Consider the following 25,407-nt stretch of genomic DNA (forward strand, 5'->3'; position numbering starts at 1 on the left):
GATGCCCGTATGACCACCACCCCCGACCTCTCCGGCCGCATCGCGCTCGTCACTGGCGCCTCGCGCGGCATCGGCTACCACACCGCCAAGCAGCTTGCCGCTGCCGGCGCCCATGTCATCGCCGTGGCCCGCACGGTCGGCGGCCTGGAGGAGCTCGACGACGAGATCAAGGCAGCCGGCGGCCAGGCGACGCTGGTGCCGCTCGACCTCACCGACATGGCCGGCATCGACCGGCTCGGCGGATCGATCCACGAGCGCTGGGGCAAGCTCGACATCCTGGTGGCGAACGCCGCCGTCCTCGGCGTCATCGCCCCCATCGGCCATGTCGAAGCCAAGGTCTTTGACAAGGTGATGGCGGTCAACGTCACCGCCACCTGGCGGCTGATACGCTCGGTCGATCCGCTGCTGCGCCTTTCCGACGCCGGCCGCGCCGTGGTCGTCACCTCCAACGCCGCCCATTCGGCGCGCGCCTTCTGGGCGCCCTACGCCGCATCCAAGGCCGCGGTCGAGACGCTGATGCGCTCATGGGCCGACGAGACCCGCAATCTGCGGCTGCGCGTCAACGCCTTCGACCCCGGCCGTACCCGCACCGCGATGCGTGCCCAGGCGATGCCCGGCGAAAACCCCGAAACGGTGCCGCACCCCTCCGAGGTTGCAGTCCACATGCTGCCGCTGGTCGACCCTGCCCTCACCCGGACGGGCCTGATCTACCAGGCGCGCGAACAGCGCTGGGTTTCCTACCAGCAGCCGGCCTGAGCGCCCTCTGCCGCCCGGCCCTTGCCGCTTGGGGCCTTGGCCGGCGCAAGAGGCAACGATAATACTGCTGCCGCGTTGACCATCGCCGACCGACCGAAGTGGGGACTTCCGCCGCATGACGACCGACCAGATGATGTCCATCGCCGTCATCGTGCTGATGATGGCGGCGTTCATCTGGGGACGGTACCGCTATGACCTCGTCGGCTGTGGCGCGCTGATCGTCGCGGTCGCGGCCGGCATCGTGCCGACCGCAAGCGCCTTCACCGGCTTCAGCGACGACATCGTCATAATCGTCGCCAGCGCGCTGCTGGTCAGTGCCGGTGTCGCCCGCTCGGGCATCATGGAATACGCCATCCAGCGCTTCGCGCCCGACGTCTCCAGCGTGCGCGCGCAGCTCGCGCTGCTCGTCGTCATCGTCACCGTGCTCTCCGCCTTCGTGAAGAACATCGGCGCGCTGGCGATCATGATCCCCATCGCGTTCCAGTTCGCGCGGCGCTCCAACACCTCGCCTTCGGTTTTCCTGATGCCGATGGCCTTCGGCGCGCTGCTCGGCGGCCTGATGACCCTGGTCGGCACCTCGCCCAACATCGTGGTCTCGCGCGTGCGCCAGGAGATGACCGGCGAGGCCTTCACCATGTTCGACTTCACGCCGGTCGGCGCCAGCCTGGCGGCCGCCGGCGTCGTCTTCCTGGTGCTGTTCTACAGGCTGGTGCCGATCAGGTCGCGCGCCGCGGCCTCCATCCACGAAGCCATCGACATCGACAACTACGTCACCGAGGCGCGCATCGTCGGCGACTCCACCGTGGTCGGCAAGAGCCTGGCCGACCTGGTCAAGACCGGCGGCGGGCGCGCGGTGGTGACCTCGGTCCTGCGTTCGCGCGCCCAGCACGTGACGCCGTTCCCGGACGTCAAGCTGCGCGAAGGCGACATCCTTCTCATCGAGGGCGCCCCCGACGTGCTGGACCGCCTGGTCGCGCAGGCCAAGCTCAGCGTCACCGGCAGCCGCGATTCGGCCGGCGGCAAGCACGCCGCGACCGCCGTCGAGGCCGTCATCGGCGAAAATTCCCGGCTGATCGGCGGATCGGCCCAGCGGCTGGCGCTCTATGACCGCTACAACGTCAACCTCTTGGCGGTCAGCCGCAAGGGCGAGCGAATCCAGGAGCGTCTCGGCGCGGTCACCCTGCGGATGGGCGACGTCGTGGTGCTGCAGGGCAACCCGCAGACCTTGCCGGACATCCTGCGCGAACTCGGCTGCCTGCCGCTGGCGGAGCGTCCGATCCTGCTCGGCAGTTTCCGCCGCGGCATAGTCCCGCTTTTCATTCTGGTGGCGGCGATGGCCGCCACGGCCTTCGGCCTGTTGCCGGTGCCCTTCGCCTTCTTCACCGCGGCGATCGCCATGGTGCTGTTTCGCGTCATCCCTCTGCGCGACGTCTACGACGCCATCGACGGCCCGATTCTGGTCATGCTCGCAGCCCTCATCCCCGTCAGCGATTCGCTCAGGCGCACCGGAGCGACCGACCTGATCGCGGCCTGGCTCGCGGATTTCGCCTCCGCGCTGCCCCCGGCCGGGGCGCTCGGCCTCATCCTCGTCGTCGCGATGGCGGTGACGCCCTTCCTCAACAACGCCGCGACGGTTCTGGTGGTCGCCCCGATCGCGGCCGGCTTCGCCAGCACGCTCGGCTACCGGCCCGAAGCCTTCCTGATGGCCGTGGCGATCGGCGCCGGCTGCGACTTCCTGACCCCGATCGGGCATCAGTGCAACACGCTGGTCATGGGTCCCGGCGGCTACAAGTTCTCCGACTATCCGCGCCTCGGCCTGCCGCTGTCGCTGCTGGTGATCGCGGTGGCGGTGCCGTTGCTGATGCTCGTCTGGCCGATTTAGGGCGTCTTGCAGCCAGACGAAATCGTCAGGCGAGCGACACACAAGCGTGATTGGCCCTCGATGGCGCCGCGCCCTAGTTTTGCGGGCCTCGATCGCCATCCAGGGAGGACCATCCGATGAAGCGTATCCTCGTCTTGTCCGCCGCACTCTATGCCGGCCTCGCCGCAGCAGGCGCCCAGGAGAACACGATGAGCTTTTTCGTCACCAGCAGCAGCCTCGGCAAGGGCGCCAATCTCGGCGGCTTGGAGGGGGCCGACGCGCAATGCCGGAAGCTCGCGGAGGCCGCCGGCGCGACCGGCAAGACATGGCGCGCCTATCTGTCGACCAGCACGGTCGACGCGCGCAGCCGCATCGGCAACGGTCCGTGGTTCAACGCCAAGGGCCAGAAGGTCGCCGACGACGTCGATTCCCTGCACAGCGACGCCAACAACATCAACAAGCAGACCGCGCTCGACGAAAAGGGCAACGTCATCAACGGCCGCGGCGACACGCCCAACCGCCACGACATGCTCACCGGCTCGAAACCGGACGGGACCAGGATCGCCGACCAGACCTGCGGCGACTGGACCAGCGACGGCGAGGGCGTGGCGATGATGGGCCACCACGACCGCATGGGGCTCGACGATTCGGCGGCCGCCAAGTCGTGGAATTCCTCGCACCCGTCGCGCGGCGGCTGCGGCCAGGAGGCGCTCAAGGGCACCGGCGGCGACGGCCTGTTCTATTGCTTCGCCGCCAACTGAGCGGATCGCCGACCCTGCGGTTCCTCACCGCTCGGCCGTCACCGAGAGCTCGGGGCGGGCGCTCAGCGTCTGGAACACCACGCAGTAGCGCTCGGTCAGCTTGATGAGGGCGTCGATGCGCTCCTTCGGCTCGTCGGTGTCCAGCTTGAAGGCGAGCCTTATGGCGCGGAAGCCCACCGGCGCGTCCCTGGCCACCCCGAGGGTGCCCCGGAAGTCGAGGTCGCCCTCGGCCGACACCACCGCTTCGCCGAGGCGGAATTCGAGAGCGGTGGCCACCGCCTTGAGCGTCACCCCGGCACAGGCCACCAGCGCCTCGAGCAGCATGTCGCCGGAGCAGAGTTCGAGACCGGTGCCGCCTGTCGCGGGATGCAGGCCGGCGGTCACCATCGCCTTGCCGGTATCGACCTTGCAGGCGATCGACTGGTCGTCGACCGTCCCCCTCGCCCTGAGCGTGATCAGGGCGCGCCCGGCGTCCTCGCGGTAGGCTTCCTTGAGCGGCGCCTGCAGCGCCTTCAATCCTGCGGCATCCATGGCCTTCCTCCGGCTTTGTGCACCGCATGCTAGCCGGGCGCCCGCTCCTGACACAAGGCTGGCAGCTGGCGCCAATTAAGCTAACCTCTGTTCGGCAGGGAGAGGTTCGATGGCGGTCGAGGCCGGCAGGCAGGCGAAACACAGGCTCGGCATGGCGCTCGTCGCCCTCTCGGCCGCTGTCTTCGGGCTCGCGGGCATATTGACCAAATCCATCGACGCCGATCCGCTGACCGTCACCTCCTGGCGCGGCCTGGTCGGCGGCGTGCTGATCTCGGCCTATGTCCTCTGGCGCCGTGCCCGGGGCGGCGGCGAGAGCCTCCGTCTCGGCTGGCAGGGCTGGCTGCTCGCCGGGCTCGGCACGTTCTCCAGCATCGTCTTCATCGCCTCGTTCAAGAACACCTATGTCGCCAATGTCGTGGTCATATACGCCACCGTGCCCTTCGTGGCGGCGCTCATGGCGCGGATCGTCGCAAACGAGCCCTTCCGGCGCGAGACGCTGGTCGCCGCGGCCGCCTGCCTGGCAGGCGTGGCCATCATGGTCGGATCCGGGCTGGGCGGCGGCCACGCCTTCGGCGATTTCCTGGCCCTGGTGATGACCTTCTCCTTCGCGATCTATGCCGCCCTCGTCCGCCGCTTCCGCACCGCCCCGGTGGTGTGGGCGGGCGCCGTTTCGGCCTTCCTCGGCGTCCTGCCCGCCTGGTTCGTGGCCGATCCGCTGGCGGTCGCGGCCCGCGACGTGCCCCTGCTCGCGGCCTTCGGCTTCGCCTTCGCGCTGGCCGTCGTGCTGTGGACCGAGGGCGCACGCCGCATACCGGCGGCCGAAGCCGGCCTCATCGGCACCGCCGAGGTGCCGATCGGCATATTCTTCGCCTGGCTGTTCCTGTCCGAAATACCGCCGGCGGCAAGCCTCGCCGGCGGCGCCATCGTGCTTTCGGCGGTGTTCGCGCATGCCTGGCGCGACTGGAACGCCGCGCGCCGCCCCCTCACTGCCAGTGGCCAGTCGCAAAATGTGTGAGGGCTGCGGAACCATTTGGCCGCGACCGCGTTATAGCGCCCAGGACGGGTTGCCCCATCCCCCCATCCCCTCCACCCGTCCCTAGACTTCAAGCCGGTCGCAAGACCGGCTTTTTCCTATTTGGGGCAAAGGGATTGGGAGACGATGCGAATTGACCTTGCGTCGGCATCGTCTAGTTTCATGGCATGCGGTCCACGACCGCGTGCATTGGGAGGTGCGGCATGCTGCTGGCCAGTGCTGTGTTGCTAGGCGTCGCGGCCGTCTGGGCGCTCGCTGCGGGCGTATTGGCCTACACGCTCGGCATCCGTTTCCGCCAAGCGTTGCTCTACGTCCCGTTCAAGCTGGTCTACCGCATCCGCGACGACGCCACGCGCGACGCCCGCGCGGCCCCCGCCCCGGCCATCTACGTGGTCTCGCACCAGTCGCGCATCGAACCGGCGCTGATGCTGTCGCTGCTGCCCGAAGACACCCTGCACATCCTCGACGAGGCGTCGGCCGAGGCACACTGGCTCGACCCCTGGCGGACGCTGGCGCGCAACATCGTCTTCAACGCCGAGCACGTCTTCGTCAGCCGCCGGCTCGTGCGCGTGCTGCGCGGCAAGGGCCGCCTCGCCGTCTATTTCCCGGACACCGTCGAACCGGACGTCAAGTCGTTCCGCCTGTTCCGCGCCGTCGCCCGCATCGCCATGCAGGCCGACGCTCGCATCGTACCCATCTTCGTCGGCGGCGCGCGCCACCTGCCGTCGTCGCTGACGCCGCCGAAGCAGGCGCCGCGCAGCTGGTTCCCGCGCCTTGGCATCGCGGCGCTCGCGCCGATGACCATCGCCGAGCTGGCCGAGCGCGCCGGCGCCGCCAACACCACCTCCGCCAACGCCTTCTTCGACCGCTTCGCCGAAGCGCGCCTCGCCGCCGCCGAGCTCGACGGCGGGCTTTTCCATGCCATGTGCGACGCCGCCGAGCGCTACGGCGCGTCGCGGACGATCGTCGAGGACGTCGTCACCGGCGCCCTGAGCTACCGCATGCTGATGACGGGCGCCCGCGTGATCGGCCGGCGCCTCGAGGCAATGTCGGCCCCCGGCGACGCCGTCGGCGTGCTCCTGCCCAACGCCAACGGGCTGGTCGTCACGCTCATGGGGCTGGTTTCTGCGGCCCGGGTCGCGGCCATGGTCAACTACACCGCGGGCCCGGCCAACGTCGCCTCGGCGATCAGGACCGCCGAGGTCAGGGTCGTCGTCTCCTCGAAGGTCTTCATCGAAAAGGCAGATCTCGCCGATGTCGTCGCCGCGATCGAGCAGGCCGGCGCCCGCATGGTCTGGCTGGAGGAACTGCGCGAAGCCGTCTCGGCGCCCGAGAAGGCGGCTGCCGCGCTGCAATGGCATCGCCCGCTGCAGCCGCAGGACGCGTCGAAGCCCGCCGTCATCCTGTTCACCTCGGGCTCGGAAGGCACGCCCAAGGCGGTGGTGCTGTCGCACCGCAACCTCATCGCCAACGCCATGCAGGCGGAGGCCCGCATCTCCATCTCGCCCGCCGACAAGCTGCTCAACGTGCTGCCGGCCTTCCATTCCTTCGGCCTGACCGGCGGCACCATCCTGCCGCTGCTGACCGGCGTGCGACTGCTCCTCTATCCCTCGCCGCTGCACTACAAGCTGATCCCCGACATCGCCCGCAAGGCCCGCCCGACCATCATGTTCGGCACCGACACCTTCCTGTCCGCCTATGCGCGGACGGCGGAGGACGGCGACTTTTCGAGCCTGCGCTTCGTCGTCGCCGGCGCCGAGCCGGTCCGCCAGGAGACGCGCCGCGTCTGGCGCGACCGCTTCGGCGCCGAGATCGTTGAGGGTTACGGGCTGACCGAGGCCGCGCCGGTCGTTGCCGTCAACACCGCCACCCACAACCGCGACGGCACGGTGGGTCGGCTGCTGCCGGGCATCCGCATGCGGCTCGAGCCGGTCGAGGGCGTCGGCGAAGGCGGCCAGCTCTGGCTCACCGGCCCCAACATGATGATGGGCTACATGACCGCCGACCGGCCGGGCGAATTGCAGCCGCTCGACGGCTGGCACGACACCGGCGACATCGTTTCGGTGGATCGCGAGGGCTTCCTGACCATCCGCGGCCGCGCCAAGCGCTTCGCCAAGATCGCCGGCGAGATGGTGTCGCTCGGCGCGGTCGAGATGCTGGTGCAGTCGCTGTGGCCCGAGGAGCATCACGCCGCCGTCGCGGTGCCCGACAAGCGCAAGGGCGAGCGCATCGTGCTGGTCACCACCGCCGGCAATGCCGATGCCGAGACCTTGCGGCTCTACGGCAAGCAGGCCGGCGTGGCCGACCTCATGGTACCGCACGACATCGTCAAGGTCGGGGAATTGCCGGTGCTCGGCTCCGGCAAGACCGACTACGTGGCGGCGCGGCGCATGGCGATCGAGCAACTGGGCCTGGCGGCCGCCTAGGCCTCCGGCGCCGTGGTATCGGGCGTTTCGGCAGTTGCCTCGACAGCGGCGGCTTCGGCTGCCGCCTCGATCTTGGCCCGGCGCGCATAGGCACTGGCGCTCAGCGGCAGGAACAGGAGATAGCCCGCGACCGAAGCCGTCAGCGTCTGCCACGGGTAGACCGTCAGCAACAGGACGTAGAACACCGCCGCCAGCATCACCGGCAGCAGGTATTCGCGCCGGATCCTCAGCTTCTTGCCGGAATAGACCGGCAGCCGGCTGACCAGCAGGAAGGCGATCAGGATGGCGAAGGCGGTGCCGGCATAGGCCACCGCGCGCGTCGGCTCCACTCCCAGGAAGGCCAGGTACATCGGCGCCAAGACCACCACCGCACCGGCCGGAGCCGGAACGCCGACGAAATATTCGGCCTGCCAGGCCGGCCGCTCGAGGTCGTCGTCGAGCACGTTGAAGCGGGCGAGCCTCAGCCCGCAGGCGATGGTGAAGAGCAGCGCCGCAATCCAGCCGAGCGAGCCGGCGCGGTCGAGCAGGAAGGCGTAGAGCACGAGCGCCGGCACCACGCCGAAATTGACGATGTCGGCCAGCGAATCCATCTGCGCTCCGAATTTCGACGTCGCCTTGAGCATGCGGGCAAGCCGGCCGTCGATGCCGTCGAGGAAGGCGGCGACCAGCACCATCACCACGGCGGGCTCGAAGCGCCCCTCGAAGGCGAGCCTGATCCCCGACAGGCCGGCGCAAATGGCGAGCACCGTAATGAGGTTGGGCAGCACCAGCCGTAGCGGGATCTCCCGGATGCGCGGACCGCCGCGCCCATGCGGCTCGAAGGGCTTGAACGGCGCCACCATGGTCAAGAGACCCGCACCAGCGGCGCGTGGCTCGCCCCGCCGAATTCTGCCAGCACCGTCTCGCCGGCCACGGCCGTCTGGCCGACGGCGACGCGCGGGACCGCATTGGCGGGCAGGAACACGTCGACGCGGGAGCCGAAACGGATCAGGCCGAAGCGCTCGCCGACCGCAATGTTGCCGCCGACATCCGCCCAGCAGACGATGCGGCGGGCCACCAGGCCGGCGATCTGCACCGCGGCCACCTGCCCGTTCGGGCTGTCGATGACCACGCCGTTACGCTCGTTCTCCTGGCTCGCCTTGTCGAGTTCGGCATTGAGGAACTTGCCCGGGCGGTGCTCGATGCGGACGATCTTGCCGCGCACCGGCGCACGGTTCACGTGGCAGGAAAAGACGTTCATGAACACCGAGATGCGGGTCATCTCGGTGGTGCCGAGGCCGAGTTCGCGCGGCGGCACGGCGGGGCCGACGGCCGAGACCACGCCATCGGCCGGGCTGACGACCAGCCTGTCGTCGAGCGGCGTGACCCGCTCGGGGTCGCGGAAGAAGTAGGCGCACCAGGCCGTCAGAATCGCCCCGATCCAGAACAGCGAGGTCGAGAACAGCCCCAGAAGAACGGCAACGGCCGCGAATCCGGCGATGAAGGGGTAGCCCTCGCGATGGACCGGAACAAAGGCGTTGCGGATCGTGTCGGCTATGCTCATGAAGGGGCTGCCCCGGCTGTTGAGGTTCCGGAGTGCTTACCGGAAACGGTCAGCCGCCGCAACGCGACATCGGCGCAGCGGCGACCCGGTTTCGGATCAGTTGCCCTCGGCGACCTCCGGCGTGCGCCGGCGCGCAATGACGCCGAGCTCGTCCTCCTCGCGCACCTTGCGCAGCCGCTCCTCGGCCTCGTTCGCCTCGCGCTGGCGATCCCACATCCTGGCGTAGAGGCCGCGGTGCCTGAGCAGGTCGGCATGGGTGCCGCGTTCGGCGATCCTGCCGTCCTCGAGCACGATGATCTCGTCGGCGGAGATGACGGTCGACAGGCGATGGGCGATGACCAGCGTGGTGCGGCCCTTGCTGACCATGTCGAGCGCGCTCTGGATGTCCTGCTCGGTCTGGGTGTCGAGCGCCGAGGTCGCCTCGTCCAGCATCAGGATCGGCGGCGCCTTGAGGATGGTGCGGGCGATCGCCACGCGCTGCTTCTCGCCGCCCGAGAGCTTCAGCCCGCGCTCGCCGACCATCGACTTGTAGCCGTCGGGCATGCGCTCGATGAAGCCCGAGATCTGGGCGAGTTCCGCCGCCTTGCGCACGTCCTCCTCGTCGGCGTTCGTGCAGCCGTAGCGGATGTTGTAGGCGATGGTGTCGTTGAACAGCACCGTGTCCTGCGGCACCATGCCGATGACGCCGCGCAGGCTTTCCTGCGTCACGTCGCGCAGGTCCTGGCCGTCGATCAGGATCGCGCCCTGCTGGATGTCGTAGAAGCGGAACAGCAGCCGCGAGATCGTCGACTTGCCGGCGCCCGAGGGGCCGACGATAGCCACCGTCTTGCCGGCCGGAACCTCGAAGCTCACGCCCTTCAGGATCTGCCGGTTCTTGTCATAGGCGAAATGCACGTCGCGGAACTCGACGCGGCCGGAGCCGACCGTCAGCGCCCGGGCGCCCGGCCTGTCGACCACCTCCTGCTCGACGTCGAGCAGGTCGAACATCTTCTCGATGTCGGTCAGGCCCTGGCGGATCTCGCGGTAGATCATGCCGATGAAGTTGAGCGGCACGGAAAGCTGCATCAGCATGGCATTGACGAACACGAAGTCGCCAACCGTCTGCGTGCCGGCCATCACCTCCTGCGCCGACATCCACATGACCACGGTCATGCCGAGGCCGAAGATGACGCCCTGGCCAAAGTTGAGCCAGCCGAGCGAGGTCCAGGTCTTGGTCGCCGCGCGCTCGTATCGCGCCATCGAGCGGTCGAAGCGCTCGGCCTCCATGCGCTCGTTGTTGAAATACTTCACCGTCTCGAAGTTGAGCAGCGAATCGATCGCCTTGGTGTTGGCGTCGGTGTCGGAATCGTTCATCTCGCGGCGGATGGCGATGCGCCAGTCGCTCGCCTTGACCGTGAACCAGACGTACAGCCACACGGTGACCGCCACCACGGCCACGTATTTCCAGCCATAGGCGAAGCCGAAGATGCCGGCCGTCAGCGCGAATTCGAGGACGGTCGGGGCGGTGTTGAGGATGGTGAAGCGGACGATGGTCTCGATGCCCTTGGTGCCGCGCTCGATGATGCGCGACAGCCCGCCGGTGCGCCGCTCGAGATGGAAGCGCAGCGACAGCTCGTGCATGTGCACGAAGGTCCGGTGCGCAAGCTGGCGGACAGCATACTGGCCGACGCTGGCAAACAGCGCGTCGCGCAGCTGGTTGAAGCCGAGCTGGACGATGCGCACGAAGTTGTAGGCAACCACAAGCATGACCGGCGCGAGCAGGAAGGCCGGCAGCGCCAGGGGCGAACGCTGGTCGCCGGCCAGCGCGTCTGTCGCCCATTTGAAGAAATACGGTCCGGCCACCAGCGTCAGCTTGGCGACGATCAGGAACACCGTCGCCCAGACGACGCGCATCTTGAGGTCGGGGCGATCGTCCGGCCACATGTAGGGCCACAGGTTCTTGATCGTGCTGAAGGTCGAGCCGCGATCGGCGGAAACGGTCTTGTTAGCCACTGGTCTTGCCTTGATTAGCCGCCGGCGCCGTCGACGGCGCAGCAGGATTCGACGAGCGCGGCGACCGAGGCCGAAACCTCGGCCAGCGCCGCCTCATTTATCTGGTAGCGGGAGCGCTGCCGCTCCGGCGCATAACGCACCAGCCCGGCCTCGACGAGGATCTTCAGATGCTGGGAAACCGTCGACTGGGCGAGGTCGAGATGCTCGACCACTTCCTTGCAGCAGCACGACCTGCCGCCGCCCAGCCGCCTCAGGATCTGCAGCCGCGCGGGATGCGAGAGCGCCGCGAGCTTCTGGGCCACGTCCTCGCTGGACGCGGTGCCGCAATGCTGATCTGGATGGAAGGATTTCATCGTCTATCGACGATAGACGATGAAATTGGCCTTCGCAACTGCAATTACCGGAAATCCGTGCTCCGGCCTACTGCTTGGGTGCCTGGGCGGGCATCGCCTGCTCGCCCATGGCGTCCATGTTGGCGGCTTCGCCTTCCTTGGACTTCTCCGGGACGCGGAACACCTGGCCCGGCCAGATGCGGTCGGGATCGCGGATCTGGTCCTGGTTGGCGAGGTAGATGGTCGAGTAGCGCACGCCGTAGCCATAGACGCGGCGCGAGATGCGCCACAAAGAATCGCCGCGGCGGATGATCACCGCGCCGTTGACCGGCTGCAGCTTCGGCGCCGTCGCCGCCGGCGTCTCGCCGGCGGGGGCGGCGGGCGCCGCTGCGGTCTCGGCCGGCTTTTCGGGCACGCTCGGGGCAGCCGCCACTTCAGCGGGCTTGGCAGATGTGCCGGCGGCCGGCGCTTCGGCCTGGGTTCCGCCCTGCCCGGCAGGCGCCGCCGGCTGCGCCTCAGCCTGTGCGGGCTGCGCCGGGGCCACGGCTGCCACCGCCTCGCCCGGCTCACGCGTGAACGGCACGGCGGCGCGTGCGGCCACCTTGACGCCGTCGGCCTCGAGCGCGTCGACCCGGACGATGTAGTCGCCCACCGGCAGTTCGCGCTCGGCCTCGATCAGGAAGCGGCCCTCGGGCGAGGTCACGGCTTCGCCGATCAGGATCTCGTTGGCATAGGCGCGCACCTTGCGGCCGGCGTCGGCGGTTCCGGCGATGAAGACCTTCTTGCCCTCGATCTCGACCGCCTCGACGGCGACCTTGACCTTGGCGGCCGCCTCGGGTGCTGCCGGAGCGGCCTGCGGCGCGGCCGGCGCCACGGCGGCACTGCCTTGCGCCGGCTGGTCGGCCGCTGGCGGCGTTGCCGGCTCGGCCGGCGCCTTGGGAACGGTGATCAGCTGCGACGGCTTGCCCGGCTCCTCGACCAATGCCAGCACCTGCCCGCCCGGCTGCTCGGGAACGGAGACCACCGCTGTCTCGGTCGACGTGGCGACCAGATTGTCGGGAGCGGTCGAGCGCAGCACGATCTGGTAGTCGCCCGGCTCGAGCGGCTTGTCGAGCACCACGGCGAAGTCGCCGTCTGTGCCGGCCGTCGCCGCGCCGATGACCTTGGAGCCGGTGACGATCTCGACCTTGGCGCTGGCCGGGGCCTTACCGGCGATCACGAGCGAGCCGTTCTCCTCGACGCGGACGACATCGAAGGACGGCGGCACCACCCCTGCTGCCGGCTGGGCCGGAGCCGCGGCTTCGGCCGCGGGCTTGGCGGGCTCGGCAGCCTTGGGCGCGCTCGGCGCGGCTGGCGCCGGCGTGGCCGGAGCCTGCAGGCTCGCCACCGCCGCCGGCGGCGGCGCGAGGTAAGGATCGAGCACGCCCGATACATATGCAACACCGGCAGCCGCGACCGAGCCGCCGGCTGCCAGAAGGAAGATTTTCAACGGATTGATTGCCATTCTTGTTCCTGCCCCTAGCCGCGCGACGGGTCTACCTTGTTTTGCCGGCAGCGACAAGAAAAAGCCCGGTGCGGGCTTGACCCTGCCCACAGACGCAATACCCAATCAGGCATGAACACGATTCGATCCATCTGCGTCTATTGCGGCTCGTCGCCGGGCCGCGATGAGGTCTACATCAAGGCCGGCCACCTGCTCGGCCGCTCGATCGCCAAGGCCGGACTGCGGCTCATCTATGGCGGCGGCACCAAGGGCGTCATGGGCGCGGTCGCCGATGGCGCCCGGCGCGCCGGCGGCAAGGTCACCGGCATCATACCGCGCTTCCTGATGAACAAGGAAGCGACCGAAAGCGCGCTCGGCCGGCTCGACGAACTCGTCATCACCGACAACATGCACCAGCGCAAGCATGCCATGTTCGAGAAGTCCGATGCCTTCGTGGCGCTTCCGGGCGGCATCGGCACGGTCGAGGAGATCGTCGAGGTGATGACCTGGGCGCAGCTCGGCCATCACCGCAAGCCGATCGCCTTCGCCAACGTCAACGGCTTCTGGGACCCGATGCTGTCGCTCATCGAGCACATGCGGACCGAGGGCTTCGTCCACACCTCGCATCTGGTGCAGCCACTCGTCATCGACGAGCCCGAAGCGATGGTCGCCGCGATACTGGTCGCGGCAGGCGCGGACGCCACGCCCACCGAAGGCGTCCAGTCGCTCATCGACAAGATGTGAGCAAGCGGTTCAGGCGCGGGCGCGCAGGTCGGCGGTGATCGTCCCGGACGCCGCGATCTCGTCCTCGTGCGGCTGGTCGCGCCAGGTCTCCGCCAGGCCAGCGTCATACCATTCGCGCATCGACGGGGTTGCCAGCATGGTTGCGACATAGGTCCCGGCGCGACCGCCGAATTCGAGCCCGTAGGTCAGCGCCCGGAATACCACCGGGGCGAAGAAGGCGTCCACGGCGGTGAAATGCCGGCCGGCAAGGAACGGGCCGCCGAAGCGTTCGAGCCCCTGGTTCCACAGCTCCCCGATCCGCGTGATGTCCTTTTCCAGGTCCGCCGGGCGCTCGCTGAGGGCCACGCGCACGCCGCAGCTCATGCCGCAGATGTTGCGCAGGCTGCGGAAGCCGGAATGCATCTCGGCCGCGGCCGATCGCGACCAGGCGCGGGCGACGGCATCTTCCGCCCAGACGCCGTGATGGCGTTCGGCCAGGTATTCGACGATCGCCAGCGAGTCCCACACGGTCAGGCCGCCGTCGATCAGGCACGGAACGCTGCCGGTCGGCGAAAACGAGCGGAAATCCGGATACCCCGGCAGGTTCCCGAACGGCACCTGCCGCTCGGCGAAGTCGATGCCCTGCGCCCGCATCAGTATCCAGGGCCGGAGCGACCAGGACGAGTAGTTCTTGTTGGCGATATAGAGTTCGTACATCGTCTCCTCCGTCCGGTCTCGTCAGCCGCCCTTGCTGCGTTCCGAGAACATCGACCAGGTGTAGATCGCGAGCGCCGCCCAGATCAGCGCGAAGGCAACGGCGCGTTCGCTCGAGAACGGCTCGCGGAAGATGAAGATGGCGATGACGAAGATCATCGTCGGGGCGATGTACTGCATGATGCCGATGGTCGACATCCTGAGCCGCTTGGCGCCGTTGGCGAACAGGATCAGCGGTACCGCGGTGACGACGCCGCAGCCGAGCAGCAGCCAGACGTCGGCCATGCCCGTGGTGGTGAAATGGCCGACGCCGGACGACTGCAGGTAGAGGATGTAGGCCAGCGCGGGAATGCCGAGCAGCAGCACCTCGAGGAAGAAGCCCTGGGCAGGCCCGATCGGCAGCGTCTTCTTGAACAGGGCGTAGAAACCCCAGGACAGGGCGAGCACGATGGATACCCACGGCAGCCCGCCGGTATCCCAGGTCAGCAGCGCCACCGCGACCACGGCAAGCCCGATCGCCAGCATCTGCGCCCGGGTCAGCTTCTCGCCGAGCACGACGGCGCCCAGGAAGACGGTGAACAGCGGGTTGATGTAGTAGCCGAGTGCGGTTTCCAACGCCCGGTCGTTGGCGATCGCCCAGACATAGACGCCCCAGTTGATGGTGATGAGGCCTGCCGTCAGCGCGCCCAGCGCCAGGGTGCGCGGCGTACGCAGCGCGACCTTGATGTCTGCGGTGCGGCCGAGCCACCACAGCAGCAGGGCGGCGATCGGTATCGACCAGACGATGCGGTGGGCGATCACCTCGGGCGAGGGAATGTGCGCCACTGCCTTCATGTAGAAGGGCAGGAAGCCCCACATCAGGTAGGCCGAAAGGGCAAAGAGAAAGCCGCGCGATGCTTCGTCGCGGGAAATCGCAGGCGCTTGTGTGCTCATGGCGCGAACCTATGCGCCCGGCGGGTCATCGACGCCATTTCAAAATACTGATGGTCCAGCCGCTTTTCGTTGATGGATCAACGCCTGCCGCAGCGGCCGGCAGGCGTAGCGGCGGCTACTCCGCCGCCACCAGGCCCGCCATGTCGCGGTTCTTCATCAGCTTGTAGACGATCGAATCCATCAGCGCCTGGAACGAGGCGTCGATGATGTTCTCCGACACCCCGACCGTCCACCAGCGCGCGCCGGTTCCGTCGTGCGATTCGATCAGGACACGGGTGATCGCCTCGGTGCCGCCGTTGAGGATGCGCACCTTGAAGTCGGCCAGTTCCAGGTCGCCGATCTCGCTCTGGAACTTGCCGAGGTCCTTGCGCAGGGCGATGTCGAGCGCGTTGACCGGGCCGTGCCCCTCGGCCACCGACATCTTCTCCTCGCCGTCGACCACCACCTTCACGATCGCCTCGGAAACCGTCTTCAGGTTGCCGTTGGCATCGAAGCGGCGCTCGACCATGCAGCGGAAGCTGGTGACGTTGAAGAATTCGGGCAGGCCGTGCAGCATCTTGCGCGCCAGAAGCTCGAAGCTCGCGTCGGCACCCTCATAGGCATAGCCTTCCGCCTCGCGCTCCTTGACCACCGCGATCAGCGCGTCGAGCCTGTGATCGTCCTTGGGCACGTCGATGCCGCGGCGCCTGAGCTCGGCGATGAAGTTGGCCTTGCCGCCCTGGTCCGACACCATGACCTTGCGGCGGTTGCCCACCGTTTCCGGCGGCACGTGCTCGTAGGTCTTGGGCTCCTTGGCGATAGCGGAGGCGTGGATGCCGGCCTTGGTGGCGAAGGCGGAGGAGCCGACATAGGGCGCCTGCGCTTCCGGCGCGCGGTTGAGCAGTTCGTCGAAGGCCCGCGACAGGCGCGAGATGCCGCCGAGCGCATCCGCCGAGATGCCGGTCTCGAAGCGGTCGGCGAAATGCGGCTTGAGCGCCAGCGTCGGGATGATCGTCACCAAATTGGCATTGCCGCAGCGCTCGCCGATGCCGTTGATGGTGCCCTGCACCTGGCGCACGCCGGCCTCGATCGCCGCGAGCGAGTTGGCCACCGCCTGGCCGGTGTCGTCATGGGCATGGATGCCGAGATTCTGCCCCGGGATGCCGCCTGCGATCACCTTGGCGACGATGTCGCCCACCTCGGACGGCTGGGTGCCGCCATTGGTGTCGCACAGCACCACCCAGCGCGCGCCGGCCTCGTAGGCGGTGCGCGCGCAGGCCAGTGCATAGTCGGGGTTGGCCTTGAAGCCGTCGAAGAAGTGCTCGCAGTCGACCATCGGCTCTTTGCCGGCGGCGCGCGCCGCCTCGACCGAAGCCCGGACCGACTCGAGGTTCTCCTCGTTGCTGACGCCGAGCGCCACCCGCACGTGGTAGTCCCAGCTCTTGGCGACGTAGCAGACGGCGTCCGACTTCGCCTGCACGAGTGCGGCGATGCCCGGGTCGTTGGAGGCCGACACCCCTGCCCGCTTGGTCATGCCGAAGGCGACGAACTTCGCCCGCCTGGTGCGCTTCTCCTGGAAGAAGGCCGTGTCGGTCGGGTTGGCGCCCGGATAGCCGCCCTCGACATAGTCGAGCCCGAACTCGTCCAGCATGCCGGCGATCGCGATCTTGTCCTCGACGGAGAAGTCGATGCCCGGCGTCTGCTGGCCGTCCCGCAGCGTCGTGTCGAAGAGATAGATGCGTTCTTTCATGGCAACACCTTGGGGGCAGATGCTCTATGGCGCCCCCCTCTGTCCTGCCGGACATCTCCCCCACGAGGGGGGAGATCGGCAGTATTGACGTCTCGCTCCATCCTGCAACGCCGGCGATTGGCGAAAGCCGGCATGCCAGCTGATCTCCCCCCTTGCGGGGGAGATGTCCGGCAGGACAGAGGGGGGTGCGAAGAAGCGCAATACATAATCAAGCCTTCCCTGCAAACCTGTCGGTCGCCCTGACCAGCTGATCCAAAATCCCCGGCTCCGAATAAGCGTGGCCCGCACCCTCGATCAGGTGGAACTCGGCCTCAGGCCAGGCCTTGTGCAGCGCCCAGGCATATCTCGCCGGGCACGGCATGTCGTAGCGCCCGTGCACGATGACCCCCGGGATGCCGTGCAGCTTGTGGGCGTCGCGGATCAGCTGCCCTTCCTCCAGCCAGCCGGCGTGGACGAAATAATGGTTCTCGATGCGGGCAAAGGCGATGGCGAAGTCGTCCTCGCCGAACTTGCCGCTAGTGTCGGGGTCGGGCAGCAGCGTGATCGTCTCGCCTTCCCAGGTACTCCAGGCAAGGGCCGCCTCCACCTGCGCCTTGCGGTCGTCGCCCACCAGCCGCTTGCGGTAGGCGGCCATCATGTCGCCGCGCTCGGCCTCGGGGATCGGCTTGACGAAGCGCTCCCACTTGTCGGGGAACATCTCCGAGACGCCGAACTGGTAGTACCATTCGAGCTCGGCGCGGGTCAGCGTGTAGACGCCGCGCACCACGAGTTCGCTCACCCGGCCGGGATGCGTTTCGGCATAGGCAAGCGCCAGCGTCGAGCCCCAGGAACCGCCGAACACCAGCCACTTGTCGAAGCCGGCCATCTCGCGCAGCCGCTCGATGTCGGCCACCAGGTGCCAGGTCGTGTTGGCCTCCAGCGAGGCGTTCGGCACCGACCTGCCGCAGCCGCGCTGGTCGAACAGCACGATGTCGTAGAGCTCCGGGTCAAACAGGCGCCGGTGCTTGGGCGAGATGCCTCCGCCCGGGCCGCCATGCAGGAACACCGCGGGCTTGCCTCCCCTGGTGCCGCAGCGCTCCCAATAGATGCTGTGGCCGTCGCCGACGTCCAGCATGCCGCTGTCGAAGGGTTCGATCTCGGGATAGAGGCCGCGCAGTTCAGTGCTCATAGTTTCAGTCCATGCTCGGGCCAGTTGGCCGTCTCTTCATCGGGATGCTGGAAGGAGATGATCTGCTCCTGCCGCGCATAATAGTCCGGGTTGTCATGCACCGGTGTGTCGAAGATCTTCTCGATCCAAGGCAGCCGCGCCACATGGTTGACCTGCAGCCGGGGGGCGAGGTCGGAGCGGTCGTCGAAGGAGCCGATGGAGATCTCCAGCCCTTCCGGATGCTTGTAGGCCATCGGCGTGCCGCAGCGCTGGCAGAAGCCGCGGGCGACGTTGACCGAGGACTGGAAGTAGGCCGGCTCCTCGCGGATCCATTCGACATCGTCCTTCGACACGCCGACAAAGGCGCCGAAGAACGAGCCGAACTGCTTCTGGCACATGCGGCAGTGGCAGATCGAGGGCTCGCCCAGCGCGCCCTGGATGCGGAAGCGGACTGCGCCGCACTGGCAGCCGCCTGTTCTCACCTTCTCCGTCATGATCTTTCCCCCAAAGGCCATTGTTCGGTGTCGTGGTCTGGATGCTGATGGTTGGACGGCGCGATCGCCGCGTACCATGACGCCTCGTCCGTCCACGGTTCGAGCGTGTCGAGCGCGTCGAACCAGGGCTGCTTGGCTTGCAGGCCGCACTGGACCCCGGGCCTCACCGCCGCCGGGTCGTCGAGCGAGCCGAGCGTGACATTGATCGTGTCGCGGTCGACCACGTCGAACAGCAGCGGCGTGCCGCAGTTCCGGCAGAAGCCACGGCGCACGATGTCGGACGAATGGAACCAGCCGATCTCGCCGCGCGTGACGGTGAACTTCGCCTTGGCCGTACGCGCCAGCGGCAGGAAATAATTGCCGGAGGCCTTCTGGCACATGCGGCAATGGCAGACATGCGCATTGTCCAGCGCCTGGTCGACGCGGTAGCGCACGGCGCCGCACTGGCATCCGCCGGTTGTCCCGGTCATTTGCGATCCTCCGGCGGCCATTGGTCGGTGTCGTGGTCGGGATGCTGGTAGGAGACGATGTCGTTGACGAAGTCTGCCGCGTCCGGGTCGTCCTCGGTCGCATAGCCCGGCAGTTCGTGGATGTGGTCGACATAAGGCAGCTTGCCCTCGAGCCCCCACTGCACCGTGGGCGCGATCTCTTCCGGCTCGTCGAAGGCGGCGATCGCCAGCGCCACCCCGTCCGGCGCCTCGTAGGTCAGCGGCGTGCCGCAGTCGGCGCAGAAGCCACGGAAGGCAAAGTTCGACGAACGGAACTTCTTCGGCTCGCCGCGCGTCCAGACAAGCTTCGCTTCCCGATGCACGGAAACCAGCGGCGCGTAGAAATTGCCGTACGCCTTCTGGCACATGCGGCAGTGGCAGACGGATGCGCCGCCGAGCGCACCCTCGACATGGAAGCGCACGGCGCCGCACTGGCACCCGCCGGAATAATGCGGCCTGTTGTCGAGGCTCATCGCGTCACCCCTCACCCCGGAACATGGCACACGGCCTCGATGTTGTTGCCGTCGGGGTCATGGACGAAGGCGGCGTAGTAGTCGGGATGGTAGTGCGGCCTGAGCCCCGGCCCGCCATTGTCCTTGCCGCCGGCGGCGATCGCGGCCGTGTAAAAGGCATCGACCTCGCCCCGGCTGCGGGCGGTGAAGGCGTAATGCCGCCCCGGCCCTGCCGGCGCCTCGTGCAGCCAGAACACCGGCCGCTCGCGCCCGTAGCCGCCGACCTTGACGCCGCCGGTGTGCTCGGGCGGCACCATCATCAGCAGCGAGGCGCCGAGCGGCGCCAAAGCCTTGTCGTAGAAGGCCTTGGCCTTGTCGAAATCGGCGACCGATATGCCCGTATGGTCGATCATTGCACGAACTCCTCCTTCATGCCTGCCGCCGCGCCGCCACGCCCGGCCACGGCGACAATGTGACTGCAGACATTGTCGATATCGCGAAGCACGTCGTCGTTCCAGAAGCGGAGGATGGTCCAGCCGCTTGCCTGAAGATATCCGGTCCTCACCGCATCACGTTCGGCTTGTTCGGCCTGCGCATGCTGGCTGCCGTCGACCTCGACGATCAGGCGATGCGATGAACAAGCAAAATCGACTATGTAGGGTCCTATCGGAACCTGCCGCCGGAATCCCAACCCCATCAGCCTGTGCGCGCGCAGGTCATTCCACAGTTTCAGCTCGGCCTCGGTCATGACGTGGCGCATGGCCTTGGCATTCTTGCGCTGACGCTGCGGGACGAGGTCGTGGCCCATGGTCAGGCCCTCGTTCCATATCGCGTTGTCTTCAGATGTCGCGCTCTTTCACACCCCCCTCTGTCCTGCCGGACATCTCCCCCGCAAAGGGGGAGATTGGCAGCGGCGCGCTCACCGTTCCTTCTGCTACGTCGGCGATTGGCGAAAGCAGAGGTGACAGCCGATCTCCCCCCTTGCGGGGGAGATGTCCGGCAGGACAGAGGGGGGTGCTGTCCCTCCAACCTATCCGTTGGCTTCATCAAGCAATTCACCGCTTCACTTCCCACGTCGTCACGCGCTCGCCCGACACCGGGTCCTTGCCGTCCTTCAGCTGCACGCCCTCAGCCAGCAGTTCGTCGCGGATCCTGTCGGCCTCGGCCCAGTTCCTGTCGCGAATGAAGGCGAGACGGGCGGAAATCCGTCCGGCAATGGCATCGCCGTCGATGGCCGCGCTCGTCGCCTTGGCCGCGAACCATTCGGCTTCGGTCTGCCCGAGCAGCCCGAGCATGGCCGCGCTGGTCTTGAGGCCGGCGCGCGCGCCGGCGCTGCCCTTGGCGGCCTGGGCGCGCAGTTCATGCAGGGCGGTCACCGCGCCTGCGGTGCCGAGGTCGTCGCAGAGTGCGTCCAGCACGTCGGCGCAGGAAACGTCCGACACCGGCGTATCGCCGATCGCGCGATACCAGCCGTCGAGCACCACCTCCGCCTCTTCCAGCTTGCGAACCGAAAAATCGATCGGCTCGCGGTAATGCGTCATCAGCATCGCCAGCCGCAGCACCTCGCCCGGCCATTTGCGGCCGCCGAAGTTCTCGGTCTCCAGCAGTTCGTGGATCGAATAGAAGTTGCCCAGGCTCTTGGACATCTTCTGGCCTTCGACCTGCAGGAAGCCGTTGTGCAGCCAGTAATTGGCCATCACGTCGGTGCCGTGGGCGCAGCGCGACTGGGCGATCTCGTTCTCGTGGTGCGGGAAGATGAGGTCGAGCCCGCCGCCATGGATGTCGAAGACCTCGCCGAGATAGGCCGACGCCATGGCCGAGCACTCGATGTGCCAGCCCGGGCGGCCACGGCCCCAGGGGCTTTCCCAGCCCGGCTCCTCGGGCGAGGACGCCTTCCACAGCACGAAATCGCCGGGGTTGCGCTTGTGGGCCTCGACCTCGACGCGCGCGCCCGCCTGCTGCTCGTCGAGATTGCGCTTCGACAGCTCGCCGTAATCGGCCATCGAGGCGGTGTCGAACAGCACTTCGCCTTCCGCTTCATAGGCATGGCCGCGTTCGATGAGGCTCAGAATCAAGGTGATCATGTCGGCGCGGCCGTCGGCGCGCGGCTGCACGAACTCGGTCGCGCGCGGCTCGACGGTCGGCTCGAGGCAGCCCAGCGCCTTGACGTCGGCCTGGTACTGATTGGCCGTCTTTTCGGTGACGCGCCTGATCGCCTCGTTCAGCGGCAGGTCAGGGAAATCGCGCAGGGCGCGCGCGTTGATCTTGTCATCGAGGTCGGTGAGGTTGCGCACATAGGTGACGGCATCCTTGCCATAGACATGGCGAAGCAGGCGGAACAGCACGTCGAAGACAATCGCAGGGCGGGCGTTGCCGATATGGGCGAAGTCGTAGACCGTCGGGCCGCAGACATACATCCGCACGTTTTGCGGATCGATCGGCACGAAGTCTTCTTTCGTGCGCGTCAGCGTGTTGGTAAGGCGAAGCCCTTTGAATGCGTCAGACATGAAACTCCCCATGTGCAGGACCCCGAAAATCTCCGATTTTCGGAAAGGATCATGCACCCAACTTCAGTTTCACGGCGTCCTTTGCGCGTCCGAACGGACGCGCGGCGCCGTGGCCTGCTGGCCCGGGCGTTTGACCTGTCTTGGTGAAGATGAGGCGAAAACGTCCTGACCAGCGCGAACGCTAGCCAATAATGCAAATGCCGGAAATGGCGAAAGACGTTTTCATCGGCCGCGTTATCGCCCTCCACCATGTTGCCGTCAAGACGCGGCGTCATGAAAGTTTACCGATCCGGCCGCAACGACGCCCTGTTGAAACAGTTTTTTAAGTATGCCGGCACCGTAGTGAAACATTGCCGGGCTAGAAGCCGCCGCATTGCCACGAATTCGACCGAATCCGTAAGCAAATGCAGCCGCTCTCAGCAGAGCTGACGTTAGGGAAGAGACCAATGAAACGAAAGCAAGCCGAACAGGACCGAGCGCGTAGCCAGTACGCCGAACTCGCCAAGCACTACCGGGCCATCGGCCCCGCAGCGATCGTCGCCGCGCTGATCTGCGCGCCGAAGAAGGACAAGGCGCCCAAGCGCGTCAAGGCGGCCTAGCTAGATCCGGCCGACCAGGCTCGCGCCGATCGCCACCATCACGATGCCGATCAGCACGTCGAGCACGCGCCAGGAGGCAGGCCGGGCGAACACCGGCTGCAACAGCCTCGCGCCATAGCCGAGCCCGAAGAACCACACGAATGACGCGGTTGCCGCGCCGATGCCATAGGCAAGGCGCGCCTGGCCCTCGTATGCGGCGGAAAGCCCGCCGAGCAGCACCACCGTGTCGAGATAGACATGCGGGTTGAGGAAGGTGAAGGCGAGGCAGGCGGCCACCGCCGGCCCTAGCCTGGCCTCCCCGGTCCTGGCGGCCTGCAGCGCCTCGGGCTTCATCGCCCGGCGGAAGGCGATCACCGCGTAGGTGAACAGGAACAGCGCGCCGCCCACCGTCACGGCCATGATCAGCCGCGGCGACTGCGAGATCAGCGTGCCGAGGCCGGCGACGCCTGCGGCGATCAGGAGCGCGTCGGAAAGCGCGCAGATCAGCGAAAGCACGAAGACGTGCTGGCGCAGCAGCCCCTGGCGCAGGATGAAGGCGTTCTGCGCGCCGATCGCGATGATGAGCGAGGCGCCGAGCAGGAAACCGGAAATGGCGGCGGAGAAGACAGAGCCAGTCACGCGGCCCTTCTAATGCATCGGCCCGAAAACCGAAATCGATTTTCGGAAAGCACGACCCAAAGATCGATAGTGCCAGGGCGTCGTTGCGCGTCCAAGCGGACGCAGTGCCGTCAGAACAGCTTCATCTGGTCGTCGTCGCCGGACTTTTCCGCCTTTGGCTTCGCGACTCTCACCTTGGGCGGCGCGGCCTCGGGCAGCGGCTCCACCCGGTCCTGTATCTCCGGCCCCATGTTGGCGACCTTGTTGACCAGCTCCGACACCGGGATCTGCTCGAAGAAATCCGGCTGCGCCGGCCGCATCAGCTCGGCCACGTCGCGCGGCTCCCGGGTGCGGCAGTCGAGCCAGCGGGCGAAGTCCTCGGGCTGGATCACCACGGGCATGCGGTCGTGGATGTGGGCGATGTCGGCGCTCGCATCGGTGGTCAGGATCGCCGCCGTATCGATCTCCGAGCCGCCCGGCTCGCTCCAGGTTTCCATCAGCCCGGCCAGCGCCACCAGCCCGCCCCGGCGCGGCCTCAGCCAGTAGGGCTGGCGGCGGTTGCCCGGCAGCTTCTTCCACTCGTAGAAACCCGAGACCGGCACCAGCGCCCGCCGATGCCGCATGGCATTGCGGAAGGCTGCCTTGTCGTTTGCCGATTCGGAGCGCGCGTTGAACAGCAGCGGCAGGTCCGAAGGGTTCTTGGCCCAGGCAGGAATGAGCCCCCAGCGCACCAGGAGCGCTGCGCGGTCGGGCAGGTTCGAGCCCGGCGGCCGCTGCGGACCGGCCATCACCACCAGGATCGGCTGGGTCGGCGCCACATTGTAGCGCGGCGGAAAGCTCTCGAGGTCGCCGACGCCGATGAAGGCCGCCGTCTCCTCGGGCGAGGCGATCACCGCGATGCGTCCGCACATGACTTCAAATCCTTGTTCCGGCCACAAAGTGGCGATGGATCGCCATCGCCGCAACCGCTAAAGCAGCTTATTCCCCTGCCCGCGCGAACGGGCCGGCAGGGCAACGCAGCAGATCTGGCGCAGTCGAAATGAACGAAACCACCATCGTCCCGGCCGTGTCCGTCGCCGTTCTGCGCGACCGCGCGATCATGCTGGTCAGGCGCGGGCAGGCGCCGTCCAAGGGCCTCTACGCCTTTCCCGGCGGCCGGGTCGAGGCCGGCGAAACCCTGGAGGATGCCGCGCGCCGCGAACTCCTGGAGGAAACCGGCATCGAGGTGGGCACACTCGTGCCGCTGCGCGAGATCCTCATCGACAGCCGCAGCGATGGCGGCTCGGTCTACCTGCTCACCGTCTTCGGGGCGCGGCACCTCACAGGCGAACCGGTCGCGGCCGACGACGCCGACGAAGCCGCGTTCTTCGCTCTCGATGAGATCGAGCGCCTGCCGCTCACCGGTTCGACACTGGAGATCGTGCTCGAACTGCTCGGCGGCAGCGCAATTCTGCCGGGATAGAGGTCCGCCCCGCCTTGCGGCGGACAATTTGTTTCGCCACAAAAGCTTATGCGCCGTGCCTCGACCATTCTCTTTGCCCTGACGCTCGCTGCGAGCGGCTCCCTCGCGGTGCCCGCGCGCGCGGTCGAGGCGCCCTTCGAGCCGGGGCTGATGCGCCTGGCCGAGGTCATGGGCTCGCTGCATTTCCTGCGCAATCTCTGCGGCGAAAAGGGAACCCAGTGGCGCGAGCAGATGGAGAAGCTGCTCCAGTCCGAAAACCCGACGCCCGAGCGGCGGGCCCGCTTCATCGCCAGCTTCAACCGCGGCTACCGGTCGTTCGAGGGCACCTACACCGCCTGCACCGCATCGGCCACCGAAGCGATCTCGCGCTACATGAAGGAGGGCGAAACGCTCAGCCGCGATATCGCCTCGCGCTACGGCAATTAACAGGCTATTTACTTTCACGGCATTGCCTGCCGTACACGAACGGCCGATTGTGCTAAGTGTCTTAACGGGACATTAAAGGGATAGCTCAAGTTGATCCGAATCACCGGGTCGCTTGACAGGGTGAAAGACCGAAATGGAACAACGCGTAAGCGACATCGACGCGCTGGTCAGGGAAGAAAAGCGACTGACCGCCGTCGAGAGCCACAACGAGGCATGGGCGGAAGGGCTTTCCGCCGGCATCGAGCCCGAGATCATCGCCGAAGCCGCCCTCACCACGGCCTTTGCCGAGATCGTCGCCGCCAATGGCGAGCAGGCCGCGCTGGCATTGCTCGACCGCATGCGGGCGAAGGTCGAGGCCGGCGAATTCGAGCCGCTGCGCCTGCGGCATTGAGCGCTGCAGCGGTTCTTTGACTAGCCG

Annotated in this window: 28 protein-coding genes; 10 read left to right on the forward strand and 18 right to left on the reverse strand. The window is 67.4% G+C overall.

Features of this window, described 5'->3' with window-relative positions; genetic code table 11:
• The first annotated feature begins 9 nt into the window (after positions 1-9).
• The 3 genes from J2X50_RS07720 to J2X50_RS07730 all read left to right on the forward strand — a co-directional run bounded on the left by J2X50_RS07720 (position 10) and on the right by J2X50_RS07730 (position 3,378).
• Positions 10-756, forward strand: a complete 747-nt coding sequence (locus tag J2X50_RS07720; RefSeq protein ID WP_429093584.1) for an SDR family NAD(P)-dependent oxidoreductase — start codon at positions 10-12, stop codon at positions 754-756.
• 115 nt (positions 757-871) lie between these two features.
• Positions 872-2,638 (forward strand): SLC13 family permease, encoded by a 1,767-nt coding sequence (locus J2X50_RS07725; RefSeq protein WP_429093586.1) that lies wholly within the window; start codon positions 872-874, stop codon positions 2,636-2,638.
• Positions 2,639-2,754: 116 nt separating this feature from the next.
• Positions 2,755-3,378, forward strand: coding sequence for a hypothetical protein (locus J2X50_RS07730; RefSeq protein WP_429093589.1), 624 nt, complete (start codon positions 2,755-2,757; stop codon positions 3,376-3,378).
• Between the two features lie 24 nt (positions 3,379-3,402).
• On the opposite strand, the gene J2X50_RS07735 is transcribed toward J2X50_RS07730, so the two are convergent.
• Complete coding sequence (locus tag J2X50_RS07735; protein WP_429093592.1) at positions 3,403-3,909, reverse strand: OsmC family protein; 507 nt, start codon at positions 3,907-3,909, stop codon at positions 3,403-3,405.
• A 109-nt stretch (positions 3,910-4,018) separates the two neighbouring features.
• Between J2X50_RS07735 and J2X50_RS07740 the strand changes: the two genes are divergently transcribed.
• Positions 4,019-4,924 carry a DMT family transporter gene (locus J2X50_RS07740; RefSeq protein ID WP_429093594.1) on the forward strand — a complete coding sequence of 302 codons (906 nt, stop codon included), beginning with the start codon at positions 4,019-4,021 and terminating at the stop codon, positions 4,922-4,924.
• 221 nt (positions 4,925-5,145) lie between these two features.
• On the forward strand, positions 5,146-7,368 hold the full coding sequence (locus J2X50_RS07745; protein ID WP_429093597.1) for an AMP-binding protein: 2,223 nt from the start codon (positions 5,146-5,148) through the stop codon (positions 7,366-7,368).
• Here J2X50_RS07745 and J2X50_RS07750 read toward each other — a convergent pair.
• The 5 genes from J2X50_RS07750 to J2X50_RS07770 form a co-directional block, all read right to left on the reverse strand.
• Positions 7,365-8,210, reverse strand: coding sequence for a CDP-alcohol phosphatidyltransferase family protein (locus tag J2X50_RS07750; RefSeq protein WP_429093766.1), 846 nt, complete (start codon positions 8,208-8,210; stop codon positions 7,365-7,367). The genes J2X50_RS07745 and J2X50_RS07750 overlap by 4 nt on opposite strands.
• Positions 8,211-8,212: 2 nt before the next feature.
• Positions 8,213-8,911, reverse strand: a complete 699-nt coding sequence (locus tag J2X50_RS07755) for a phosphatidylserine decarboxylase (RefSeq protein ID WP_429093600.1) — start codon at positions 8,909-8,911, stop codon at positions 8,213-8,215.
• A 96-nt stretch (positions 8,912-9,007) separates the two neighbouring features.
• Entirely contained in the window at positions 9,008-10,903 is a 1,896-nt protein-coding gene (locus J2X50_RS07760; protein ID WP_429093602.1) for an ABCB family ABC transporter ATP-binding protein/permease, read from the reverse strand.
• 14 nt (positions 10,904-10,917) lie between these two features.
• Complete coding sequence (locus tag J2X50_RS07765) at positions 10,918-11,256, reverse strand: ArsR/SmtB family transcription factor (protein WP_429093605.1); 339 nt, start codon at positions 11,254-11,256, stop codon at positions 10,918-10,920.
• Positions 11,257-11,323: 67 nt separating this feature from the next.
• Positions 11,324-12,739 (reverse strand): LysM peptidoglycan-binding domain-containing protein, encoded by a 1,416-nt coding sequence (locus J2X50_RS07770; protein ID WP_429093608.1) that lies wholly within the window; start codon positions 12,737-12,739, stop codon positions 11,324-11,326.
• Between the two features lie 111 nt (positions 12,740-12,850).
• Between J2X50_RS07770 and J2X50_RS07775 the strand changes: the two genes are divergently transcribed.
• Complete coding sequence (locus J2X50_RS07775) at positions 12,851-13,462, forward strand: TIGR00730 family Rossman fold protein (RefSeq protein WP_429093611.1); 612 nt, start codon at positions 12,851-12,853, stop codon at positions 13,460-13,462.
• Positions 13,463-13,471: 9 nt separating this feature from the next.
• Here J2X50_RS07775 and J2X50_RS07780 read toward each other — a convergent pair whose 3' ends face one another.
• The 10 genes from J2X50_RS07780 to cysS form a co-directional block, all read right to left on the reverse strand.
• Positions 13,472-14,158 carry a glutathione S-transferase family protein gene (locus J2X50_RS07780; protein WP_429093613.1) on the reverse strand — a complete coding sequence of 229 codons (687 nt, stop codon included), beginning with the start codon at positions 14,156-14,158 and terminating at the stop codon, positions 13,472-13,474.
• Between the two features lie 21 nt (positions 14,159-14,179).
• Entirely contained in the window at positions 14,180-15,088 is a 909-nt protein-coding gene (gene rarD / locus J2X50_RS07785) for an EamA family transporter RarD (protein ID WP_429093616.1), read from the reverse strand.
• Positions 15,089-15,203: 115 nt separating this feature from the next.
• Positions 15,204-16,817 (reverse strand): citramalate synthase, encoded by a 1,614-nt coding sequence (gene cimA, locus J2X50_RS07790; RefSeq protein ID WP_429093618.1) that lies wholly within the window; start codon positions 16,815-16,817, stop codon positions 15,204-15,206.
• A gap of 208 nt (positions 16,818-17,025) precedes the next feature.
• Complete coding sequence (gene pip / locus J2X50_RS07795; RefSeq protein WP_429093620.1) at positions 17,026-17,985, reverse strand: prolyl aminopeptidase; 960 nt, start codon at positions 17,983-17,985, stop codon at positions 17,026-17,028.
• Positions 17,982-18,458, reverse strand: coding sequence for a GFA family protein (locus tag J2X50_RS07800; protein ID WP_429093623.1), 477 nt, complete (start codon positions 18,456-18,458; stop codon positions 17,982-17,984). Before J2X50_RS07800 ends, pip begins: the two co-directional genes overlap by 4 nt.
• Complete coding sequence (locus tag J2X50_RS07805) at positions 18,455-18,928, reverse strand: GFA family protein (RefSeq protein WP_429093625.1); 474 nt, start codon at positions 18,926-18,928, stop codon at positions 18,455-18,457. The genes J2X50_RS07800 and J2X50_RS07805 overlap by 4 nt, the downstream gene beginning before the upstream one ends.
• Complete coding sequence (locus J2X50_RS07810; protein ID WP_429093628.1) at positions 18,925-19,419, reverse strand: GFA family protein; 495 nt, start codon at positions 19,417-19,419, stop codon at positions 18,925-18,927. Before J2X50_RS07810 ends, J2X50_RS07805 begins: the two co-directional genes overlap by 4 nt.
• Positions 19,420-19,430: 11 nt before the next feature.
• Positions 19,431-19,811, reverse strand: coding sequence for a VOC family protein (locus J2X50_RS07815; protein ID WP_429093631.1), 381 nt, complete (start codon positions 19,809-19,811; stop codon positions 19,431-19,433).
• Entirely contained in the window at positions 19,808-20,206 is a 399-nt protein-coding gene (locus tag J2X50_RS07820) for an endonuclease domain-containing protein (protein WP_429093634.1), read from the reverse strand. Before J2X50_RS07820 ends, J2X50_RS07815 begins: the two co-directional genes overlap by 4 nt.
• Before the next feature lie 247 nt (positions 20,207-20,453).
• A complete protein-coding gene (gene cysS / locus J2X50_RS07825) occupies positions 20,454-21,905 on the reverse strand; it encodes a cysteine--tRNA ligase (RefSeq protein WP_429093637.1) in 1,452 nt (483 codons plus the stop codon).
• Positions 21,906-22,351: 446 nt separating this feature from the next.
• Here cysS and J2X50_RS07830 point away from each other — a divergent pair, with 446 nt between their 5' ends.
• Entirely contained in the window at positions 22,352-22,504 is a 153-nt protein-coding gene (locus J2X50_RS07830; RefSeq protein ID WP_429093640.1) for a transcriptional regulator, read from the forward strand.
• Here J2X50_RS07830 and J2X50_RS07835 read toward each other — a convergent pair whose 3' ends face one another.
• Together J2X50_RS07835 and J2X50_RS07840 are read right to left on the reverse strand one after the other, a co-directional pair.
• Positions 22,505-23,122, reverse strand: coding sequence for a LysE/ArgO family amino acid transporter (locus J2X50_RS07835; RefSeq protein WP_429093643.1), 618 nt, complete (start codon positions 23,120-23,122; stop codon positions 22,505-22,507).
• Between the two features lie 110 nt (positions 23,123-23,232).
• Complete coding sequence (locus J2X50_RS07840) at positions 23,233-24,012, reverse strand: SOS response-associated peptidase (RefSeq protein ID WP_429093646.1); 780 nt, start codon at positions 24,010-24,012, stop codon at positions 23,233-23,235.
• Between the two features lie 128 nt (positions 24,013-24,140).
• On the opposite strand from J2X50_RS07840, the gene J2X50_RS07845 reads away from it, so the two are divergent.
• The 3 genes from J2X50_RS07845 (at position 24,141) to J2X50_RS07855 (ending at position 25,380) form a co-directional block, all read left to right on the forward strand.
• The gene (locus tag J2X50_RS07845; RefSeq protein ID WP_429093649.1) at positions 24,141-24,563 is read left to right on the forward strand and encodes an NUDIX hydrolase; all 423 of its coding nucleotides are present in this window, start codon (positions 24,141-24,143) and stop codon (positions 24,561-24,563) included.
• A gap of 48 nt (positions 24,564-24,611) precedes the next feature.
• Positions 24,612-24,989 carry a TIGR02301 family protein gene (locus J2X50_RS07850; RefSeq protein ID WP_429093652.1) on the forward strand — a complete coding sequence of 126 codons (378 nt, stop codon included), beginning with the start codon at positions 24,612-24,614 and terminating at the stop codon, positions 24,987-24,989.
• Positions 24,990-25,122: 133 nt separating this feature from the next.
• The gene (locus J2X50_RS07855) at positions 25,123-25,380 is read left to right on the forward strand and encodes a hypothetical protein (RefSeq protein WP_340035714.1); all 258 of its coding nucleotides are present in this window, start codon (positions 25,123-25,125) and stop codon (positions 25,378-25,380) included.
• Positions 25,381-25,407: the final 27 nt, after the last annotated feature.

Source organism: Aminobacter sp. BE322, assembly GCF_050433525.1.
Taxonomy (GTDB): Bacteria; Pseudomonadota; Alphaproteobacteria; order Rhizobiales; family Rhizobiaceae; genus Aminobacter.

Coding starts and splice junctions, on each gene's coding strand:
- J2X50_RS07720 (WP_429093584.1), top strand. CDS start 10: ATGACCACCACCCCCGACCTCTCCGGCCGCATCGCGCTCGTCACTGGC.
- J2X50_RS07725 (WP_429093586.1), top strand. CDS start 872: ATGACGACCGACCAGATGATGTCCATCGCCGTCATCGTGCTGATGATG.
- J2X50_RS07730 (WP_429093589.1), top strand. CDS start 2,755: ATGAAGCGTATCCTCGTCTTGTCCGCCGCACTCTATGCCGGCCTCGCC.
- J2X50_RS07735 (WP_429093592.1), bottom strand. CDS start 3,909: ATGGATGCCGCAGGATTGAAGGCGCTGCAGGCGCCGCTCAAGGAAGCC.
- J2X50_RS07740 (WP_429093594.1), top strand. CDS start 4,019: ATGGCGGTCGAGGCCGGCAGGCAGGCGAAACACAGGCTCGGCATGGCG.
- J2X50_RS07745 (WP_429093597.1), top strand. CDS start 5,146: ATGCTGCTGGCCAGTGCTGTGTTGCTAGGCGTCGCGGCCGTCTGGGCG.
- J2X50_RS07750 (WP_429093766.1), bottom strand. CDS start 8,210: ATGGTGGCGCCGTTCAAGCCCTTCGAGCCGCATGGGCGCGGCGGTCCG.
- J2X50_RS07755 (WP_429093600.1), bottom strand. CDS start 8,911: ATGAGCATAGCCGACACGATCCGCAACGCCTTTGTTCCGGTCCATCGC.
- J2X50_RS07765 (WP_429093605.1), bottom strand. CDS start 11,256: ATGAAATCCTTCCATCCAGATCAGCATTGCGGCACCGCGTCCAGCGAG.
- J2X50_RS07770 (WP_429093608.1), bottom strand. CDS start 12,739: ATGGCAATCAATCCGTTGAAAATCTTCCTTCTGGCAGCCGGCGGCTCG.
- J2X50_RS07775 (WP_429093611.1), top strand. CDS start 12,851: ATGAACACGATTCGATCCATCTGCGTCTATTGCGGCTCGTCGCCGGGC.
- J2X50_RS07780 (WP_429093613.1), bottom strand. CDS start 14,158: ATGTACGAACTCTATATCGCCAACAAGAACTACTCGTCCTGGTCGCTC.
- rarD (WP_429093616.1), bottom strand. CDS start 15,088: ATGAGCACACAAGCGCCTGCGATTTCCCGCGACGAAGCATCGCGCGGC.
- cimA (WP_429093618.1), bottom strand. CDS start 16,817: ATGAAAGAACGCATCTATCTCTTCGACACGACGCTGCGGGACGGCCAG.
- pip (WP_429093620.1), bottom strand. CDS start 17,985: ATGAGCACTGAACTGCGCGGCCTCTATCCCGAGATCGAACCCTTCGAC.
- J2X50_RS07800 (WP_429093623.1), bottom strand. CDS start 18,458: ATGACGGAGAAGGTGAGAACAGGCGGCTGCCAGTGCGGCGCAGTCCGC.
- J2X50_RS07805 (WP_429093625.1), bottom strand. CDS start 18,928: ATGACCGGGACAACCGGCGGATGCCAGTGCGGCGCCGTGCGCTACCGC.
- J2X50_RS07810 (WP_429093628.1), bottom strand. CDS start 19,419: ATGAGCCTCGACAACAGGCCGCATTATTCCGGCGGGTGCCAGTGCGGC.
- J2X50_RS07815 (WP_429093631.1), bottom strand. CDS start 19,811: ATGATCGACCATACGGGCATATCGGTCGCCGATTTCGACAAGGCCAAG.
- J2X50_RS07820 (WP_429093634.1), bottom strand. CDS start 20,206: ATGGGCCACGACCTCGTCCCGCAGCGTCAGCGCAAGAATGCCAAGGCC.
- cysS (WP_429093637.1), bottom strand. CDS start 21,905: ATGTCTGACGCATTCAAAGGGCTTCGCCTTACCAACACGCTGACGCGC.
- J2X50_RS07830 (WP_429093640.1), top strand. CDS start 22,352: ATGAAACGAAAGCAAGCCGAACAGGACCGAGCGCGTAGCCAGTACGCC.
- J2X50_RS07840 (WP_429093646.1), bottom strand. CDS start 24,012: ATGTGCGGACGCATCGCGGTGATCGCCTCGCCCGAGGAGACGGCGGCC.
- J2X50_RS07845 (WP_429093649.1), top strand. CDS start 24,141: ATGAACGAAACCACCATCGTCCCGGCCGTGTCCGTCGCCGTTCTGCGC.
- J2X50_RS07850 (WP_429093652.1), top strand. CDS start 24,612: ATGCGCCGTGCCTCGACCATTCTCTTTGCCCTGACGCTCGCTGCGAGC.
- J2X50_RS07855 (WP_340035714.1), top strand. CDS start 25,123: ATGGAACAACGCGTAAGCGACATCGACGCGCTGGTCAGGGAAGAAAAG.